Consider the following 15,936-nt stretch of genomic DNA (forward strand, 5'->3'; position numbering starts at 1 on the left):
GACAAATTAATATACCATCTCCCCCTTCAAAAACGCCGCCGACCTCTTATCCGCTGGCGCCATAAAAATCCCTTCAATGCTATTAACTTCAATCAATTCCCCGTTCAACAGGATGCCCACTCTATCGGCGATGCGCTTTACCTGCGGTATGTTATGCGTTGCAATAACAATGGTGGTTCCGAGATCGTTTCTTATGTGCTTGATTATTTCCTCTATCTTTGCCACGTTAGATGGGTCAAGATTCGCAGTGGGCTCGTCAAGAAGAAGTATCTCCGGGTCGTACACTATCGCCCTCGCAAATGCCATGCGCTGCGCCTCACCTCCCGAAAGCGTCCGGGCTATTTGCTTTTCCATGCCAGAAAGCCCCACTATATCCAGGGCGCTGCTGACCTTTTTTTCTATTATCCTTTTATCCATTCCACGTACCTTAAGACCATAAGCCACATTATCAAAAACCGAAATATTAAAAACAGCAGGGGTCTGGAAAAGCAGCGACATCTTTTTCCGAACTTTTTTTCCGTCATGGTCGCCATTTAACAATATTCCTTCAAACACAATCCCTCCACTTTTGGGTTTTTCAAAAAGGTTCAATATCCGAAGAAGAGTTGTCTTGCCCGCGCCGCTCGGTCCGATCAAGGCGAATATCTCAGCCCGGTTAATCACAAGGTTTACGTTTTTCAATACTTCCTTGCTTCCAAAGGATTTGCAGAGGTTCTTTATCCTGATTAATTCCTCAGCCATTTCAATCCTTCCTCTGGAAGAAGTTTGCCAGGAGATTCACAGAAAGGACAAGTGAAATAAGTATAATCCCAAGGGCAATGGATGTTGAAAAATCACCTTTACCTGTCTCTAAGGTTATAGCAGTAGTAAGTGTTCGCGTGCGCGATACTCCTTCCCCTATTCCGCCTATACTTCCTGTTCCAGCTATGTTACCCCCTACAATGAGAATTGCGCCCACCTCTGCAAGCGCCCTCCCGAGTCCGGCAAGTACGGCTGTGATGATGCCGAATCTTGCCTCTCTCAAAATCGCGACCGCAGCGTCTTTTTCGTTGCCGCCGAGCGTATAAACAGTCTCGATTATCGGTTGAGGAACTGCTTTTATTGCAGCAAGGGATATGCCTGTTATTATGGGCGTGACCAGTATGTACTGAGCTAAAATCATGGCTTCCTGCGTATAAAACATTTTAAGGAACCCAAGAGGACCTGCAGGCACAATCATCAAAAAAACAAAGAGTCCAACAAAAACGGATGGCAGCCCCATACCTGTATTGATAAGCGTAATCAGCGCCTGCCTGCCCCTGAAGTGCAAAAAAGTCAATGCAAATGCCAGGGGGATGGCAGTCAGGGTTGCAAGTATGATAGCAGAGCCGGATACTTTTATTGAGACGCCTGTTATGCTCAGGATATATGGATTTGCGCTGAATATCAGCTCAAACGCCTTTGTAATCCCCTCATACAGGAAGTCAGCACTGCTCATTACTCCTTAATACCTGTGGACGGCACGAAAAGCCCTTCCCCGTATTTGTCCTTGCCATAATTCCTTATGATGTCCTGTCCCTGCGGAGATGTCACATAGTTAATGTATTTCATTGCAAGGTCGTATTTCACGTTCGGGAACATGGCAGGGTTCACAGCCATGACGTGATATGGATTGAAAAGAAACGCCTGGTCGGATTCAAAAAGAATCACGAGCTTTATTTTGTCTTTCATCGCAAGGTATGTTCCCCGGTCAGAGAGTGTATAGCCGCCCTTAATGTCGGCAGTTATTATGGTATCGCCCATACCTTTGCCCACCGATTGATACCATGTTCCAGCAGGCGTGATGTTTGCGGCTTTCCAGATTGATAATTCCATTATATTCGTTCCTGATTCATCCCCCCTTGAAATAAAAGGGGACTGCGTGGCAGCGATTCTCCTGAATGCATCCGTGGCATTTGTTGCATTCCTTATTCCCGCAGGGTCGTTCTCAGGTCCGATGATGACGAAGTAATTGTACATCATGTAACTTCGGTTTATGAAACTCCCGTTGGCAACAGCCTGTAATTCCAGTTGGACTGCGTGCACCATCACAACGTCTGCAGCTCCGAGTTCTCCGGTTGCGACAGCCTTCCCTGTCCCTTCACATACGGTTAATATCCTGATATTATTTTCATCTTCGAACTTTTTGTTCAGCACATCGAGCAATCCCGTATCGCAGGTGGAAGTGGTAGTGGCAAGACGTAATTCCTGTGGAGCGGATGCCGTTGATGTTGTATTTCCAGTCGGCGCCTGCTGTACGCAGCCTGCAAATATTGCGAGCAAAACTGAAACTAATATTATCTTTGTAAACATTTTTTTCATATTGTTACCGCCTTATGTTCGCTCAAACATAACGCATGCTAATAAAAGTTTCGAAAAAAATGCAACATATTATTGTAGCTTTCGCTCATGGTGCGTATATCTCCAGTTCTGAGCGGCAATTATTCTTTCCCGATCATCACTTCTGTTGCCTTTACCACTGCCGTCACTTTATCATCTTTTTTGAGATTTAAAGCCTCAACAGCTTCTTTTGTGATGACAGCCGTTATCGTTGCTGGTTCGACTGCAATTTTAACTTTTGCAATTAGACCTTCCTTCTCAACCTCGATTACCTTGCCCTTCATCTGGTTCCTTGCAGATATTTTCAACCCAATCACCTCCCAGAATGTTTTGTCATAAACTGTCTGCGCAAGAATGTTTTGATATATACTGTATTCATCGAGCAGGTTTATCGCTTTTTCGGTCAGGAATGTGCCCTGGGCTTTCCCACCGCGTTTTTTTATTATTACAGGCTCACCCACGCTCTCTTCGATTTCCTTCAGCAGGAGCCAGGCATGCTTGTATGAAATTTTAACTTTCTTACATGCTTTATTGAGCGAACCCTCCTTTTTGATGCTTTCCAGGAGGGCTGCCTTTCCCTCCCCCATGATCGGCTCATCTTTCCTGTTTACAAGCCACAGTTTTGTTTTAGCCTGCGTTCGCTTCATTGTGATATTTAATGACCTGAAAAGGATTAAATATAATGGTCATTCATAAATAATCCTATGGGAAGTATTGATCTCAGAGGTAAAGTATGTCCCTTTGTTTTATTTTATGCAAAGAAAAGACTCGAAACCACACAATCAGGTGAAAAACTGGAAATCGTAACCGACGACCCAACCGCAAAGGAGACCATATCGGGCTGGTGCGGCACACACCACCATGAAATACTGGAAATAGATGAATCCGGCGGTCAGATAAAAATCGTGATTAAAAAACATTAACAAAACTTAAATAGTAAATATTCGTAATATTACTAACGTTATGGATTTCGTAGAGCGCGTAAGGAAAAACCTCGAAGGGAAGCTGCGGATAGAGGACGGCAACTGCGGCACAACCCACAAGGTATTGAGAGAGCTGTCAAGGCTGGGAGGAAAAGCTGTAACATGGGAGAGACCTGACGGCGTTTTCTCACGAATACTTGACGACAAGGGCAATATCGTTGGAGAGGGAGAAGGCATAACATGGCCTCCTGCAATCCTTTTTGCTATGGTAGAAGGGGGTTTCTTCCCGAAAGAGATTGAATCCGAACTCATCAAATCCTTGCAATGCATCATCGACATGGAAAAGGTGGCGGATATCTATGGTTACGGCAGAGTGGTTACACCAGTGGCGGCTGCCTACAACGAGGTCTGGAGGAACGGTGGAAGGGTAGCCATCAGGCGCAATTCCTGGGGTGTGGAAGTGGCATTTATAGACAAGGATGACAACGAGATAGCAGTGGGCCCGATCTCCTACTGTCCCACATGCGGCACTGCCGCAACCATCCCGCGTGCGCCTGAGCTTGCCGCAAAGATAAAGGAAGAACTCAAGGATAAGCGGAACACGGGAAAAGAGAAATACGAGCGCGGGATAGAGAACCGGTTCTTCTATAAGAATGACAGGATGTGCTGCGAGATGGTGGAGAAGGGCGTTGTACTGGGACGGGCTCTGAGATGCTGCATAGCCTATGCAGGCGTGGTAGCTGAGGTGCATGCAGGCATGGCAGGACCTAAATGGGGCGCTCTATTCAAGGAATACTGCAAGGTATGTCCTGTGAAGCTGTGCAAAAAAGGCAAGAATACAGGAGAGGAGGCGAATAACCTTCTAGTTTCGCTGGAAAAAAAGAACATGACGACCGACGTCGGGATAGATACCTATATCACGGCAACGGTGAAAAAGAACGGGGAATTTATGGGGAAGGGCATAGGTACCGTATGCGCATTCTCGTCATTGATGTATGCAGCAGCCAGATGCATCCAGCTCAAATCCGAAATAGAGGTCGTCAAAGAGTGAAGGATGAATGCATGAGATATCGATTGCCGGGGCTATTGTTGATTCTGTGCTTGATGCAGCGAAGAAAAATAATGCAAAAAAAGTGAACGAGGTATTCCTTGAAATAGGGGAGCTTACCGCGCTCAACCCTATGCAATTGAAGTTCATTTTTGAAACGATAACCGCCGGTACTGTGGCAGAGGGAGCGAAGTACAATATCCAGGTTATCAAGACGTTGATAGAATGCAAAAAATGTTCATATAAAGGTCCAATCGAATTCTTTGAGAGGCTTCATTTTTTCCTGCCTGTAATAAAGTGTCCTGAATGCGGGGAAATCGATGTGGATATCATCGCGGGACGGGAGTGCTGCGTCAAGAAAATAAAAATTACCTGAATTCTAATCGGTTTCGCCTTTGCGCAATTCGTTCACCACGTCCTGCGTCCTCAATGTTCCTTCTGCCACCCGCTTGACCATCGGGTAAATGTACTTACAATCCTCCAGCTTTTCCCAGACGTCTGCACCGACTTCTCTTACGACCTGATCCATTATCCTTGTGCATCTATCGCATATTCCCTTTGCGTTTGTCGTGGTTTTTCCACATATATCGCATTTCATATTTTTACCCCCTACGTTATATTATAAACTTGATGGATAAATAGCTATCCTGCAAAACATTTATCATTATTGCAAATAACAGGTAAAACCATGAAACTTTTTGTCCCTTCCCCAGGACACATCAACAGCCTTAAAGAATTGTTGAAAGCAAAAGATAAGATATACTCCATTTTCATGGCAGGCTCTCCGGATTATATAGGCACAGGAAGAAGCAACCTGGCTTCGCCTCAACTGGAGGATATCGCGGCGCAGACAGAGTATGCCCATAAGAACGGCGTAAAGATGGAGCTTGTTCTGAATTCAAGCTGCATGGGAGGGCGGCAGCTCACACCAGAAGGCTACAGGATAAACCACTGGTATATTGAGAAACTGGTGGATATGGGCGTTGACTCAATCGTGGTCGCAGACCCCTATCTTGTTGAAACAATCTCAAGGGATTTCGATGTTGACGTTGTAGTCTCGGTGCTTGCTTTCGTGGATTCGCCGCAGAAAGCGGAATTTTATGTGGACCTGGGCGCAAAATCGATAGTTGTAGACTCAAACGTTAACAGGCATTTTGATGTGCTCCATGCCATAAGGGATTCGGTGGACTGCGAATTAAAGCTGCTGGTGAATGAGGGATGCCTTTACCGCTGCCCTTTCAGGTATGCCCATTTTAACTTTTTCTCCCACGCCTTCGGACCCGAGCCCAGACCAAACGTGCTGGATGACTACTATTACTATAAATGCCTGGAATTGAGGATTGCCAGCCCTGAACTGATTATCAAATCTCCCTGGATAAGACCTGAGGACATCAAGCATTATAAGGATATTACAGACGTTTTCAAGATAGGGGGAAGGACTCATTTTGTGGAGTGGATCCTGAACTGCGTGAACGCATACCATAATGAAAGCTACGATGGGAATCTCATGGACCTCCTCGACTGCCCCAAGGATCTGAAGGACTTATTCTATATACCCAATAAAAGCCTCGACGGCATTTTAGAGCAGCAGTGGAAGAACTGTAAGAAAGTATGCAAGAAATGCGGGTATTGCAAAGCACTTACAAAAAAGGTTACGCAGGTTTATACGAAGGGCGGGACTGAGTTTGAGACCCTTGCGCCCTGGGAAACATTTGCGGTGAAAGCATGAGCACTGCCGGGCTTCTAAAAAACAGGGCTGAATTTGAGGATAAAATCAGGAAACTGATAGGTAGACCCGTACTTTTGATTGAGCTTGATATGTTCGCCCTGCCCTGCGGATGCTCAGGGATAACCGCAAACATGAGGGGGCTTGAGGTGGACGACCTTGAGGTGTTCGAGCCGCAAATTCTGCCTTACCTCAAGGAAATGTCAGCAAACCTTGATGTCAAGCCCTCGGTGATATTTGCGCGGCTTGTGCCAGGGAGTTCTATCGTGGCTTCGCTCAACTGGCGCACGCTTTGTAATAGATGCTATCCAGAGTTTGCAAGAGGAGAGGGGAAGACGCCGAGACCGGATTTGTATTTATTGCAGTTTGAGAGGAGAAAGTAATTTTATCATACAACTATCTTTCAGGTTCTTATTTTATGGTGTTATTACTCTCTACTAATTGGTTTATAGCAAGTATAATAGATGGTATAATTTATGGAATTTATGGTCTAATGTTTGCGATTTTCTCATTGTTATCATTTTGGATGGCTAATTATTTATATACAAAAAAAATCGATGATGAAATAAATGGGGAAGAATATGTTGCTGTTGTTTTGACAAACAAATCTTTTAATGATAAAATTTTTATTTATTTTTGTGGTGTCATGTTTTTACTGATGTATTTAAAAAAGAATAAGATATCTTATAAGGTGATGAAAGAGTTTGATATCGAGAAATTTAAGGGATTTATTTATGATCCAAATTGCTATGGTTTATATATCATAGGGCATGGCATTCGCCATGGTCTTAGAATTAGCAATAATGAAATATTATATTATTGTTCTTTTAAAGATGCGCCAAAAAAAGAATTTGTCCAACAGTTGCATTGCAATCAGTACGGTGGGGAGTCTCTTGCTGACATAATTGCCTCAAATAAAGAAAAATCATTCGCACCCGATGGTTTCCGATCTGTTTATGCAAATTTAAGCTATTTTATTCACCTATATCGCCTTCCTTTGAAGAAATAATAAGGCATCGTAATGTAAACTATATCAACCAAATCAACCATTATTCCAAATATGCCAATAAACGTCCACCTGCGAAATGTCAATGAAAAGCGGTACAGGCTTTTCAAAAGCGCCGCTGCAAAAAGAAGCGTAAGCCTGAACGAAGCCTTTGAGCAAGCCATCAGCGCATGGGCTTCAAGTTCAGAAGAAGCATCTGAAAAGCAGGCGCAAAACGACTTAACCTACAGAAAAATGAAAAAGCAGTTGGAAAAGCAGTTCTCCGGCAAGTACGCCGTCATTGCTGAGGGCAAATTCCTCGGAGCAGAAGACTCGCTGGAAAATGCATGGGCGCTGGCTTCCCGTTATGAAAATGCGGTGGTGACAAGAATTACAAAAAAGCCCATACGCGCCAGAATACTTGGAAGCTCCCTGAGAATGGCATGAGTAGTATGAAATACGATTATGAAGCTATCAACGATAGACTGCATCCTGTAATAAAAGGTACTTTGATAAGTCCTTCTAAAAGCAAAGAATTGACACTGGTCGTTGATACGGGGTTTGAAGGACATCTCCTCATACCCACAAAGTTATATCGGCAACTTGGTTTTTTGAAATACGAGCATCCTGTTTCGGAATTTCCCATCTTGGAAACTGCCGCAGGAATGGTATTAAAAATCAGGAGCGCACCGGCAAGACTTTCCATCGAAAATCTCAAAATGGATATTGATGTTTGGACAACGCCTGATTGCAATGAAATTTTACTCGGTCTTGAAGTCCTTAATCAATTGCGGCTGATGCTGGATGGACATGAAAAAGTTCTGGAAATTTTATGGACATAACCCCGCTTTTAACAACCTTCGGGCTCATCGCGCTTGCCGAATTTGGCGATAAGACGCAGCTTACTGTGATTGCATTATCAGCAGGATACGACAGGGTCAAAGTTTTCACGGGCGTTGTACTTGCCTTTGCTCTTGTAACAGGGCTTGGGGTAATGGTGGGCGAGGGATTGTTACGAATAGTTCCTGAAACATTGATTAAGATTATAGCAGGTATCATGTTTGTGGCTTTTGGAATCTGGATGCTGTTATCAAAAACGAACTGCGAGAATAATAATACCTCCCCGCTGGGTAATCCGCTGCTTTCGACTTTCAGCATGATAGCTCTGGCAGAGATGGGGGACAAGACCCAGCTCTCTGCCATTACGCTGTCAGCAAAATACAATTCACCATATCTGGTATTTCTTGGAGCTGTCCTTGCCCTTGCCTCGATAAGCCTGCTCGGTATACTTCTAGGCAAAAAGCTGTGCGAAGTGATGCCGCCCTCAAAAATCAAACTGGGCGCAGGCGCAATGTTTATAATCTTTGGAATATTGTTTCTGGCCGGGCTTTAATTTATGAACCTCTTACTTTCCTTGTAATCTCAGCTATTCTCCTGCCGAGGGTTTTCGCAATTTCAAGCTCATTCTCAGTAGGCGCCCTGTCTGCCATTGGTCCTGAAACCGAAGATGCGCCGTAGGGTGAGCCGCCGCTGACAGGATCCATTGCAAACAGCCTTTGCTCAGAATAAGGAATTCCCACGATTATCATGCCAAGATGGAAGAGCGGCACCATGGAGGTTATTATGGTAGTTTCCTGACCGCCGTGCTGGGTGCTCGTGCTTGTGAATATACCTGCCACCTTGTTTTCCAGTGCCCCTTTAAGCCAGAGTCCGCCTGTCTGGTCAATATATTGTTTCATCTGCGCTGACATGTTGCCGTATCTCGTGGGAGTCCCGAATGCTATGCCATCAGCCCAATCCAGGTCATCCATTGTGGCTATTGGAATCTCCTCAAGTTCCTCTTTTACCTTTTTCATCACGTCATTCCACTTTTCTCTCGGAACAAGCTCTTCAACCTGCCTAATCCTTACTTCCGTATCCCTGACGCTTCTTGCTCCTTCCGCTACTGCCTTTGCAAGCTTTGCAACATTCCCCGTCATGCTGTAGAACACTACAAGAATATTCATTTTATTTTTTGCCATAAAAGCTCCCTGATAATAGCAGGGCGAACAAACTATTTAATTATATGGCCTGTTCGATGTTATTCCTTTTTTATTACAGTCCATGCAACCAAGGCATCAAGCAATTCCTTAATTTTTTCCCTGGTTTTCTCGTCTGTTACTCTGCCTTTATCATCAATTTTCTCGCCTGCAAAGGTTACAACGACTTCAGGTCTGTTAACTGCACGTACATCGAGGAAAACGAACGTCTGCCGCAGATGGAACTGCGCTTTCACCCCTCCCAGCATCCCGGGGGAGGCGCTCATAATAGCTGCAGGTTTTCCTTCAAAGGAATTGTCTCCGTATGGACGGGAAGCCCAGTCGATGGCATTTTTAAGAACGCCAGGCATCGAATAGTTATGTTCAGGTGTAGCGATTAATAGCGCGTCAGCCGCTCTAATTTTTGCTTTGAATTCCCTGACTTTTTCCGGCATTCTATTCTCTGTATCCATATTATAAGGGGGAATTCCTTCAAGATCATAGATTTCAAGTTTTGCATTTTCTGGTAATAATTCCAGAGCTGCACGCAACAGCGCTTTATTGTAGGAACCCTTACGCAAACTGCCCGCAAAACCGAGAATTGTTATCTGTTTGTTCATGATTAATCGCATAACCTCCCGATTAATGCATACATTGCAAACTATAAATATTTTGCTTATTACGTTATTACGCATAACTATTCAAAAACCTTATAAGCCTGTTTTGCCTACTATCATATACTTCGGTGGTGAGTATCTTGTTAAGTGTTAACGAAAAGGCAATGGAAATCGCGGAAGAAATGATGGACTGGTCGGATGAGTTAAAAGTAAAAGCTTTTGAACTCAAGAACGGAGGCAAGATAATAGACTGCGGGATAAATGTGGAGGGGGGTTATGAAGCGGGTCTTTTATTTACAGAAATCTGCATGGGAGGATTTGGCGCTGCTTCGATATCTGTGCACAAGATAAGCGAAATACCTCTTGCGTTCATAGACATCACAACAGACCATCCTGCAATAGCCTGTCTTGGCGCCCAGAAAGCAGGATGGAGAGTGAGCGTGGACAAGTACTTTGCCATGGGCTCAGGACCTGCGAGGGCGCTTGCGCTCAAGCCCAAGAAAACCTACGAGCGCATAAAATACGAGGATGATTGCGAGCATGCTGTCATCGCTCTTGAATCAAACCAGCTCCCTGATGAGAAGGTGATCGAGAACATTGCGGAGGCATGCCATGTGGAGCCTGAGAACGTGGTAGCCCTGGTGGCGCCAACCGCAAGTATCGTTGGCTCTGTGCAGGTTTCAGGGCGAGTTGTAGAAACGGCGATATTCAAACTCAACGAACTGGGCTACGATACCACGAAGATAGTGAGCGGCACCGGATGTGCGCCGATTGCGCCTGTGGTGAAGGATGACCTGAAAGCCATGGGCAGCACCAACGACAGCGTGATATACTACGGCTCGGTATTTTTAACGATTAAAGGATTCGAGGAGGAGAAGTTCAAGATGGTGCCTTCAGTCACTTCGAAGGATTACGGCAAGCCTTTTTACAAGACGTTCAAGGATGCAGGGTATGATTTCTTCAAGATAGATGCCAATGTGTTTGCGCCTGCTGAGATTACGGTGAACGATCTTGAGACCGGGAAGACGTATCATACTGGGCATCTGAACGGCGAGGTTATACTGGAGTCGTATGGGATAAGCGGGATATAATTCTATTTTCATCTTCCTTCTGCCGTTATATCCTCTCCGACAGCAAACTCCTCCCTGCCGCCTCCCTGACCTTTTTCTCAAGCTCCAGGAGCTCAAAAAAAGACACCGTCCTTGCCCCCATCTTTTTCCTCGTGTACATCAACTGCCCGCCCTTTTCAAGGAATAAGCTATAAACCTCCTCGAACTGCGCCTTCTCCTCATCCGTAAGCTCGATAGACGACGTTTTTCCCGACAGATGATTTATCGCAATCATCACGTTCACCTCCCTCACCCTCTTGAGCTTCGCTCGCTCCTCTTCATTCTCGATATACACGCTCCTCTTGAGTTCTGGCGACCAGCCCACGAGTTTTCGCCTGAACTCGATGAAGGTTATGGGCACATATTCCCCTTCCCTGGGTTTTGAAAACTGTTTGACTAAATGATACTCGTCCATTTGCAAGCTAAATCAACTTCAGACGATTTAAATCTTCCAGCGAATTCTTTCCGACTTTTCCAATGTGATAGAATACTATTCCTGATAAAAGGGCTATTCCTCCTATTACCCAGGCATCCCTTGCAAGGAAAAACAGCAGTATGATGCTGGTTATTAACCCAAGAACAGGAATTATGCGTGGATACACGGGTTTTTCTATTTTAAGCGCAGCATAGTTCGCAATGGCATAATACAAAAGCATTGCAAAGTTGGAGATGGAAGCTGCCCGCAAGAGGTCTGTAAATGCTGCAAAGATTGTCATGACAAGCCCAAAAACAAGTATTGTGTTGTAGGGAGTGGCTCTTTTCGGATGCAGCTTTGCAAAGAAGGCAGGCAGATCATGGTTTCTTGCCATAGCAAAAGAAATGCGCGATAATCCCAGAAGCGTGGTCAGAAGCACGCTCAGGGTAGCCACGAGTGCACCTATGGAAATAAGCAGGGCAGCATTCTTGCTCTCAGATTGAGCCGCAGAGGCAAGGGGTGAACCAGAAGCTGCAAGCTCATGGTATCCCACAAGACCCACAGCAACAAAACTAACAAGCATGTATATAACAGTCGATATCCCGAGGGCAAGGATTATCGCAAGCGGAATGGTCTTTCTGGGATTCTTCACTTCCTCGCTTATGAGCGTCACCCTCGCAAAGCCTGAATAGGCAAAGAATATGATGGCTGCGCCCTGCATCACCCCGTATCCTCCGTTGGGCATAAAAGGTGAAAAATTGCCAGGCGAAACCGCGCCAATGCCGAGGGCAATAAAAAAAGCCAGGATTAATAGCTTTATCACTACCAGAACATCATTTAAAAGGCTTGATTCGCGGGCGCCAAGATAATTTATCAGCGTTATGACAAGACATGCAAGCGCAGCCGTCGCATTCACGGGAAGGGAGGGAATGAATATTGCAAGGTAGCTTGCAAACCCGAGGCTCACCACTGCGCCTACCACAAGATTGGAAACAAGCCAGAGCCACCCAGAGATAAAGCCTGCAAAAGGCGAGATGAGTTCATGGGCGAACTCATAACCTCCGCCTTCTTTCGGGATTAGCGCCGCCAGTTCTGCAAAACTCAGGGCAGTGAAGCCGGAAATACACGCCCCGATCAGCAGGGATAAAAGAAGCGCAGGACCAGCAAGACCAGCTGATATGCCGGTCACCACGAATATGCCTGCGCCGATGATAGCGCCAATCCCGATAGCCAGCGCGTCGAATAAACCGAGTGACCGCTTGAATTCCATAGGGATTATTCGATTATATACGTCACTTCCACTGATATCGTTAATTTGGACTCTCCAGGCTGGATAGGCGTGGCAGCCTTTTCTGCGATTGCTGAAACGAAAGGAAGCGGCGAGAATACCGGCGGGAATACCTCACTGATCGAAGCTGTTTTAACGCCTGCAATCCTGACACCCAGGCTGTCTGCAAGCTTATTAGCCTTACCTTGCGCGTCCTTCACAGCATCCCCGAGCAGTCCATAGCGTATCAGCCTCTGTTTTTCATCGGATATAACAAAGGATATGCCTCCGACCTGGTTGGCGCCTGCGGCTGTGGATTTGTCCAGGATATCGCCGAGCTTATCCAGCATCATGGTGGTTATTTCTACATTATTGGATGCAGAATAACCCACTATGGTCGGTACACCTCCATAACTGGAATAGTTGTATAGAGGCTGGACTGAAAGGAAGGATGTCCGGATATCCTTATCCTGAAGACCCAGACTCTTGAGCGCATTTATCACCGCGTTCATCGAGGCAGCGTTCTTATCCGAGGCTTCTTTTGCTGTAACCGCCTGCGTGAGAACCCCCAGGCTTATGGATGCTGTGTCTGGTATTACAGAGGTGGATGCTGAGCCTGAGACTGAAATCAATCTTTGCTCAGGCGATGCGGCGGTGTTGAGTAATTTTTCGCCGCTATTACCTACCAAAACAAAACCAAAGAACTGTGCGGCGATTAACACTAAAGCTATCGAAAGAATAACCAGGAGAACATACAGTTTTCTATCGGATGTTTCTTGCGGCATGTTTTCACCTCTCAGTGGCAGCATATATGTTGCAGTATTTTCCAGGCAGGCATCTCTCCAGCAGAACAACCTTGCGGGCAGTTTCCAAATTGTCCGTATTTATTTTTACTTTAAACCACCACTTGTTGCCGCCTTCATCAATGCTTCCCACAGAAACCAGCCAGAATTCCCCGTCTATCTCAGCCAGCCCGTAATCCTCTCCGAACCATTCAACCACCTGCTGTTTTATGCCTTCGGTTTCTTCAAGGGGCAAATCAGTGTATGAGCTTTCATCTCTGTATCTCTCCAGCAACCTTGCTGTATCCTTGCTCCAGATTTCGTCATAGAATGCATCAAACAGCTCCAGGTCGATAAGATACCTCAACCCTTCTTCTATTCGTTTCAATTTGTCGTTTGTGTCTTCTGTTCTTGTATCGAAGTTCATGTTCTTGCCACCCCTGATTAAAGAATAATATGTTACAACGGGGGTATAAAGTTTTTGAAAAGCTAAAGACCGTTACAATTCGTGGTGGAAGTTATGCCAGGATACATATATTGAGGGTTCGATATGAAGGTAAACTGGTTATATCTCTAATTTTCTTTGCAAAGTTTTCTTAATGCCATCAGAATCCCCTCATCCTCAGCTTTCTCTTCTAAATATCTAAAATCGAGCCGATCCCGATAATATCTAATCATAAGCATTGCCTGGTCGCAATCTGTTTCAGACTTCCAATGAACACATGCATTAAGGCGGTCAATTATTAAATCTTCAATTCCAATTACATAGACATTTAGGTTCTCAATTCTTATTACCGTTACTTTATCTTTATCCCCGGCCAGACGATTGCCTGGGATCTCTACAGAAAGTCCTATTTGTTCATTTATCCAATGCCTTCCGCTTGGTTTGAAGTTGAATACGTTTTCCAATATTTCACCGATAATTTTTCTGTTGCTTACAAGATCTATATCATGACTGGGATAAATCCCTTCAGTATAGAAATCCACAGCCGAGCCTCCCACAACAATAGGCTGCACGTTTCTTTTTTCAGCTTCTTGCGTCAGCAGCCCCATGAAATACAGTTTTTTATCAACTAAGTTTTCTATAGATGATATTTTCTGTAATTCTGTAATTATAAACTTCTCTCCATTTCTCTATTTCCCACCCATCTGGTCTTTCCAACATTGATATTGCTTTCTATTTTTGATTTCATTAAATCATAAAATCCGTTGGTTTCATCTTCATTCCGCGGTTTACGTCTGATGGTTTTGCCGGCTACCGGCCTTATAAATATGCCATCTTTAGTTGGGATTATTTCAACAGTCTTGGGATAACCCATTTCTTGTAGAACGTCGCTTGGGATTATAATTCCGCGGCTATTTCCTATTCGTGTGATATTTCTTATCATGTTATAACATTGTTATAACATTCATAGTATATAAGATTTAGGTTTATTGGAAGACCGTTCAATTCATGTTTCAATTCGTACCTGTTTTTTATTAGTTTTGGAATCATGCGCCTCTATGAGTTATGCCCTCCCAGACCCCACGCAGTGCATAACAAACCGCTCCAAAACCTAAACTGACAGCTACAATCTGAATAAACCCACCCGCATAAGGAATTCTGAACAAAAGGCTTAAAATAATGAAGCCAAGGACGAATATCCATATATCAGTTGTCTTAAGTTTAAACAGGTCAAGGATCTTTTTACCAAAGGTAAATGAAACGAAAATGGTGGAGAGCATGAGCGCTATTATAAACAGCATTGCCATAACTGCCGCAAGTGGAAAACCAATAACCGTTACAGCAACCAGGATAATCACAACTGCAGACACGATTATAAGAACAAAACCCACTACCGTCTTTAACAGCGTTGATTTCCTTATTTCCTCTTCAACTTTAAAAAATTGTGCCGGGAATAATTTGAGGATAATCATACCGAGTATCAGGAATCCAAGAGTTATCAGGATTCGAAATGTGCTTATTGCCCGCTGAAAACTTTGCGAAACTTCACTTTTCATGAATTCTACACTGCCAGCACTTCCGGTATTTTGAAAATTTTCCGCTCTTACCGTCAGGTTCCCGTTAATCCTGCCTGCATTGTTTACGCTGCCGCCTGAAATTACTGCATCCCTGCTTATAACAGCGGTGGAGTGAATGTTCACATTGCCCCCTGCAAGTACAACATTTCTTGCATTGCCTCTAATATCTATATTTCCCCCGGCTGCGACGATTTTTCCTTTGACATTGGAATTTACCGATACCTGACCGCCTGCAACGAAAACATCCCCGTTTACAGGTGCATTGATGTTAATTGTCCCGCCTGCTATTACGACCCCATCAACAGGAGCGTTTATATCTATTGCGCCTCCTGCTGCGAAAATATCATCCTCTATCGGTGAATCAACACGTATCTGATCCCCGGATAACATTTTCACTGCCCCAGCATTCGAAGGTAAAAGAAGGATTGATATGAGCGAAAGAATTATTATGCTTTTCATGCCGCCTGACCTGACACTTCTAATTTTGTTAATTGAATTCATCATTGTCACTCCACCTCGGATGCATCATGCCCTGATGATGCGTTTTTGAGCAACCTACACCCAGTATATCTTTAAATGTAAGGCTATAAATACTTTCCTGAGCTGCGTTCTGTTAAGTCTTGGAGGCTCATGGCATGTTCGGGAAGTTTTAAGCTGCTGTATTTG

At 44.6% G+C, this 15,936-nt stretch carries 24 protein-coding genes; 10 read left to right on the forward strand and 14 right to left on the reverse strand.

From position 1 onward, the window contains the following. Window positions 1-6: 6 nt before the first annotated feature. From O8C68_03030 to O8C68_03045, 4 genes are all read right to left on the reverse strand, one after another. The gene (locus tag O8C68_03030) at window positions 7-741 is read right to left on the reverse strand and encodes a phosphate ABC transporter ATP-binding protein (protein MCZ7394779.1); all 735 of its coding nucleotides are present in this window, start codon (window positions 739-741) and stop codon (window positions 7-9) included. A 1-nt stretch (window position 742) separates the two neighbouring features. Further along, window positions 743-1,477 carry an ABC transporter permease gene (locus tag O8C68_03035; protein ID MCZ7394780.1) on the reverse strand — a complete coding sequence of 245 codons (735 nt, stop codon included), beginning with the start codon at window positions 1,475-1,477 and terminating at the stop codon, window positions 743-745. Beyond that, complete coding sequence (locus tag O8C68_03040; protein MCZ7394781.1) at window positions 1,477-2,340, reverse strand: substrate-binding domain-containing protein; 864 nt, start codon at window positions 2,338-2,340, stop codon at window positions 1,477-1,479. Before O8C68_03040 ends, O8C68_03035 begins: the two co-directional genes overlap by 1 nt. A 119-nt stretch (window positions 2,341-2,459) precedes the next feature. Then, the gene (locus O8C68_03045) at window positions 2,460-3,005 is read right to left on the reverse strand and encodes a TOBE domain-containing protein (protein ID MCZ7394782.1); all 546 of its coding nucleotides are present in this window, start codon (window positions 3,003-3,005) and stop codon (window positions 2,460-2,462) included. A 57-nt stretch (window positions 3,006-3,062) separates the two neighbouring features. Here O8C68_03045 and O8C68_03050 point away from each other — a divergent pair, with 57 nt between their 5' ends. The 3 genes from O8C68_03050 to hypA are packed head-to-tail and all read left to right on the forward strand — an operon-like array spanning window position 3,063 to window position 4,705. Next, entirely contained in the window at window positions 3,063-3,281 is a 219-nt protein-coding gene (locus O8C68_03050; GenBank protein MCZ7394783.1) for a sulfurtransferase TusA family protein, read from the forward strand. A 40-nt stretch (window positions 3,282-3,321) separates the two neighbouring features. Further along, entirely contained in the window at window positions 3,322-4,332 is a 1,011-nt protein-coding gene (locus O8C68_03055; protein ID MCZ7394784.1) for a hypothetical protein, read from the forward strand. A gap of 7 nt (window positions 4,333-4,339) precedes the next feature. Then, window positions 4,340-4,705: a hydrogenase maturation nickel metallochaperone HypA gene (gene hypA / locus O8C68_03060; GenBank protein MCZ7394785.1), complete on the forward strand. Its 366-nt coding sequence runs from the start codon at window positions 4,340-4,342 to the stop codon at window positions 4,703-4,705. Window positions 4,706-4,708: 3 nt separating this feature from the next. On the opposite strand, the gene O8C68_03065 is transcribed toward hypA, so the two are convergent. Further along, window positions 4,709-4,927, reverse strand: a complete 219-nt coding sequence (locus O8C68_03065; protein MCZ7394786.1) for a hypothetical protein — start codon at window positions 4,925-4,927, stop codon at window positions 4,709-4,711. A 90-nt stretch (window positions 4,928-5,017) separates the two neighbouring features. Between O8C68_03065 and O8C68_03070 the strand changes: the two genes are divergently transcribed. From O8C68_03070 to O8C68_03095, 6 genes are read left to right on the forward strand one after another with little or no spacing between them, the layout of a single operon-like run. Next, a complete protein-coding gene (locus O8C68_03070; protein MCZ7394787.1) occupies window positions 5,018-6,058 on the forward strand; it encodes a U32 family peptidase in 1,041 nt (346 codons plus the stop codon). After that, entirely contained in the window at window positions 6,055-6,438 is a 384-nt protein-coding gene (locus O8C68_03075; GenBank protein MCZ7394788.1) for a DUF5402 family protein, read from the forward strand. The genes O8C68_03070 and O8C68_03075 overlap by 4 nt, the downstream gene beginning before the upstream one ends. Before the next feature lie 35 nt (window positions 6,439-6,473). Then, on the forward strand, window positions 6,474-7,064 hold the full coding sequence (locus O8C68_03080; GenBank protein MCZ7394789.1) for a hypothetical protein: 591 nt from the start codon (window positions 6,474-6,476) through the stop codon (window positions 7,062-7,064). Window positions 7,065-7,115: 51 nt separating this feature from the next. Beyond that, the gene (locus tag O8C68_03085; protein ID MCZ7394790.1) at window positions 7,116-7,487 is read left to right on the forward strand and encodes a hypothetical protein; all 372 of its coding nucleotides are present in this window, start codon (window positions 7,116-7,118) and stop codon (window positions 7,485-7,487) included. Further along, window positions 7,484-7,882, forward strand: coding sequence for a hypothetical protein (locus O8C68_03090; protein MCZ7394791.1), 399 nt, complete (start codon window positions 7,484-7,486; stop codon window positions 7,880-7,882). Before O8C68_03085 ends, O8C68_03090 begins: the two co-directional genes overlap by 4 nt. Further along, entirely contained in the window at window positions 7,873-8,433 is a 561-nt protein-coding gene (locus tag O8C68_03095) for a TMEM165/GDT1 family protein (protein MCZ7394792.1), read from the forward strand. Before O8C68_03090 ends, O8C68_03095 begins: the two co-directional genes overlap by 10 nt. 1 nt (window position 8,434) lies before the next feature. Here O8C68_03095 and wrbA read toward each other — a convergent pair whose 3' ends face one another. After that, window positions 8,435-9,061: an NAD(P)H:quinone oxidoreductase gene (gene wrbA, locus O8C68_03100; protein MCZ7394793.1), complete on the reverse strand. Its 627-nt coding sequence runs from the start codon at window positions 9,059-9,061 to the stop codon at window positions 8,435-8,437. Between the two features lie 59 nt (window positions 9,062-9,120). After that, on the reverse strand, window positions 9,121-9,678 hold the full coding sequence (locus tag O8C68_03105; protein ID MCZ7394794.1) for an NAD(P)H-dependent oxidoreductase: 558 nt from the start codon (window positions 9,676-9,678) through the stop codon (window positions 9,121-9,123). 137 nt (window positions 9,679-9,815) lie between these two features. On the opposite strand from O8C68_03105, the gene mch reads away from it, so the two are divergent. Further along, window positions 9,816-10,766, forward strand: a complete 951-nt coding sequence (gene mch / locus O8C68_03110; GenBank protein MCZ7394795.1) for a methenyltetrahydromethanopterin cyclohydrolase — start codon at window positions 9,816-9,818, stop codon at window positions 10,764-10,766. 25 nt (window positions 10,767-10,791) lie between these two features. On the opposite strand, the gene O8C68_03115 is transcribed toward mch, so the two are convergent. The 7 genes from O8C68_03115 to O8C68_03145 all read right to left on the reverse strand — a co-directional run bounded on the left by O8C68_03115 (window position 10,792) and on the right by O8C68_03145 (window position 15,774). Continuing rightward, window positions 10,792-11,199: a hypothetical protein gene (locus tag O8C68_03115; protein MCZ7394796.1), complete on the reverse strand. Its 408-nt coding sequence runs from the start codon at window positions 11,197-11,199 to the stop codon at window positions 10,792-10,794. A gap of 7 nt (window positions 11,200-11,206) precedes the next feature. After that, window positions 11,207-12,469: an amino acid permease gene (locus tag O8C68_03120; GenBank protein MCZ7394797.1), complete on the reverse strand. Its 1,263-nt coding sequence runs from the start codon at window positions 12,467-12,469 to the stop codon at window positions 11,207-11,209. A gap of 5 nt (window positions 12,470-12,474) precedes the next feature. Continuing rightward, window positions 12,475-13,251 carry an SIMPL domain-containing protein gene (locus O8C68_03125; GenBank protein ID MCZ7394798.1) on the reverse strand — a complete coding sequence of 259 codons (777 nt, stop codon included), beginning with the start codon at window positions 13,249-13,251 and terminating at the stop codon, window positions 12,475-12,477. Window positions 13,252-13,255: 4 nt separating this feature from the next. Then, window positions 13,256-13,675 (reverse strand): hypothetical protein, encoded by a 420-nt coding sequence (locus O8C68_03130; GenBank protein ID MCZ7394799.1) that lies wholly within the window; start codon window positions 13,673-13,675, stop codon window positions 13,256-13,258. Window positions 13,676-13,821: 146 nt separating this feature from the next. After that, window positions 13,822-14,301, reverse strand: coding sequence for a DUF6036 family nucleotidyltransferase (locus O8C68_03135; GenBank protein ID MCZ7394800.1), 480 nt, complete (start codon window positions 14,299-14,301; stop codon window positions 13,822-13,824). A gap of 59 nt (window positions 14,302-14,360) precedes the next feature. After that, window positions 14,361-14,636 carry an AbrB/MazE/SpoVT family DNA-binding domain-containing protein gene (locus O8C68_03140; GenBank protein MCZ7394801.1) on the reverse strand — a complete coding sequence of 92 codons (276 nt, stop codon included), beginning with the start codon at window positions 14,634-14,636 and terminating at the stop codon, window positions 14,361-14,363. Between the two features lie 103 nt (window positions 14,637-14,739). Beyond that, complete coding sequence (locus O8C68_03145) at window positions 14,740-15,774, reverse strand: polymer-forming cytoskeletal protein (GenBank protein MCZ7394802.1); 1,035 nt, start codon at window positions 15,772-15,774, stop codon at window positions 14,740-14,742. Window positions 15,775-15,936: the final 162 nt, after the last annotated feature.

It is taken from the genome of Candidatus Methanoperedens sp. (genome assembly GCA_027460525.1).
Classification (GTDB): domain Archaea; phylum Halobacteriota; class Methanosarcinia; order Methanosarcinales; family Methanoperedenaceae; genus Methanoperedens.

Excerpts from the sequence above, each read along its gene's own strand:
- O8C68_03030 (MCZ7394779.1), bottom strand. The coding sequence starts at position 741 with ATGGCTGAGGAATTAATCAGGATAAAGAACCTCTGCAAATCCTTTGGA.
- O8C68_03055 (MCZ7394784.1), top strand. The coding sequence starts at position 3,322 with ATGGATTTCGTAGAGCGCGTAAGGAAAAACCTCGAAGGGAAGCTGCGG.
- O8C68_03125 (MCZ7394798.1), bottom strand. The coding sequence starts at position 13,251 with ATGCCGCAAGAAACATCCGATAGAAAACTGTATGTTCTCCTGGTTATT.
- wrbA (MCZ7394793.1), bottom strand. The coding sequence starts at position 9,061 with ATGGCAAAAAATAAAATGAATATTCTTGTAGTGTTCTACAGCATGACG.
- O8C68_03140 (MCZ7394801.1), bottom strand. The coding sequence starts at position 14,636 with ATGATAAGAAATATCACACGAATAGGAAATAGCCGCGGAATTATAATC.
- hypA (MCZ7394785.1), top strand. The coding sequence starts at position 4,340 with ATGCATGAGATATCGATTGCCGGGGCTATTGTTGATTCTGTGCTTGAT.
- O8C68_03065 (MCZ7394786.1), bottom strand. The coding sequence starts at position 4,927 with ATGAAATGCGATATATGTGGAAAAACCACGACAAACGCAAAGGGAATA.
- O8C68_03075 (MCZ7394788.1), top strand. The coding sequence starts at position 6,055 with ATGAGCACTGCCGGGCTTCTAAAAAACAGGGCTGAATTTGAGGATAAA.
- O8C68_03035 (MCZ7394780.1), bottom strand. The coding sequence starts at position 1,477 with ATGAGCAGTGCTGACTTCCTGTATGAGGGGATTACAAAGGCGTTTGAG.
- O8C68_03135 (MCZ7394800.1), bottom strand. The coding sequence starts at position 14,301 with ATGGGGCTGCTGACGCAAGAAGCTGAAAAAAGAAACGTGCAGCCTATT.
- O8C68_03090 (MCZ7394791.1), top strand. The coding sequence starts at position 7,484 with ATGAGTAGTATGAAATACGATTATGAAGCTATCAACGATAGACTGCAT.
- O8C68_03050 (MCZ7394783.1), top strand. The coding sequence starts at position 3,063 with ATGGGAAGTATTGATCTCAGAGGTAAAGTATGTCCCTTTGTTTTATTT.
- O8C68_03070 (MCZ7394787.1), top strand. The coding sequence starts at position 5,018 with ATGAAACTTTTTGTCCCTTCCCCAGGACACATCAACAGCCTTAAAGAA.
- O8C68_03085 (MCZ7394790.1), top strand. The coding sequence starts at position 7,116 with ATGCCAATAAACGTCCACCTGCGAAATGTCAATGAAAAGCGGTACAGG.
- O8C68_03105 (MCZ7394794.1), bottom strand. The coding sequence starts at position 9,678 with ATGAACAAACAGATAACAATTCTCGGTTTTGCGGGCAGTTTGCGTAAG.
- O8C68_03095 (MCZ7394792.1), top strand. The coding sequence starts at position 7,873 with ATGGACATAACCCCGCTTTTAACAACCTTCGGGCTCATCGCGCTTGCC.
- O8C68_03120 (MCZ7394797.1), bottom strand. The coding sequence starts at position 12,469 with ATGGAATTCAAGCGGTCACTCGGTTTATTCGACGCGCTGGCTATCGGG.
- O8C68_03130 (MCZ7394799.1), bottom strand. The coding sequence starts at position 13,675 with ATGAACTTCGATACAAGAACAGAAGACACAAACGACAAATTGAAACGA.
- O8C68_03145 (MCZ7394802.1), bottom strand. The coding sequence starts at position 15,774 with ATGATGAATTCAATTAACAAAATTAGAAGTGTCAGGTCAGGCGGCATG.
- O8C68_03040 (MCZ7394781.1), bottom strand. The coding sequence starts at position 2,340 with ATGAAAAAAATGTTTACAAAGATAATATTAGTTTCAGTTTTGCTCGCA.
- O8C68_03115 (MCZ7394796.1), bottom strand. The coding sequence starts at position 11,199 with ATGGACGAGTATCATTTAGTCAAACAGTTTTCAAAACCCAGGGAAGGG.
- O8C68_03045 (MCZ7394782.1), bottom strand. The coding sequence starts at position 3,005 with ATGAAGCGAACGCAGGCTAAAACAAAACTGTGGCTTGTAAACAGGAAA.
- O8C68_03080 (MCZ7394789.1), top strand. The coding sequence starts at position 6,474 with ATGGTGTTATTACTCTCTACTAATTGGTTTATAGCAAGTATAATAGAT.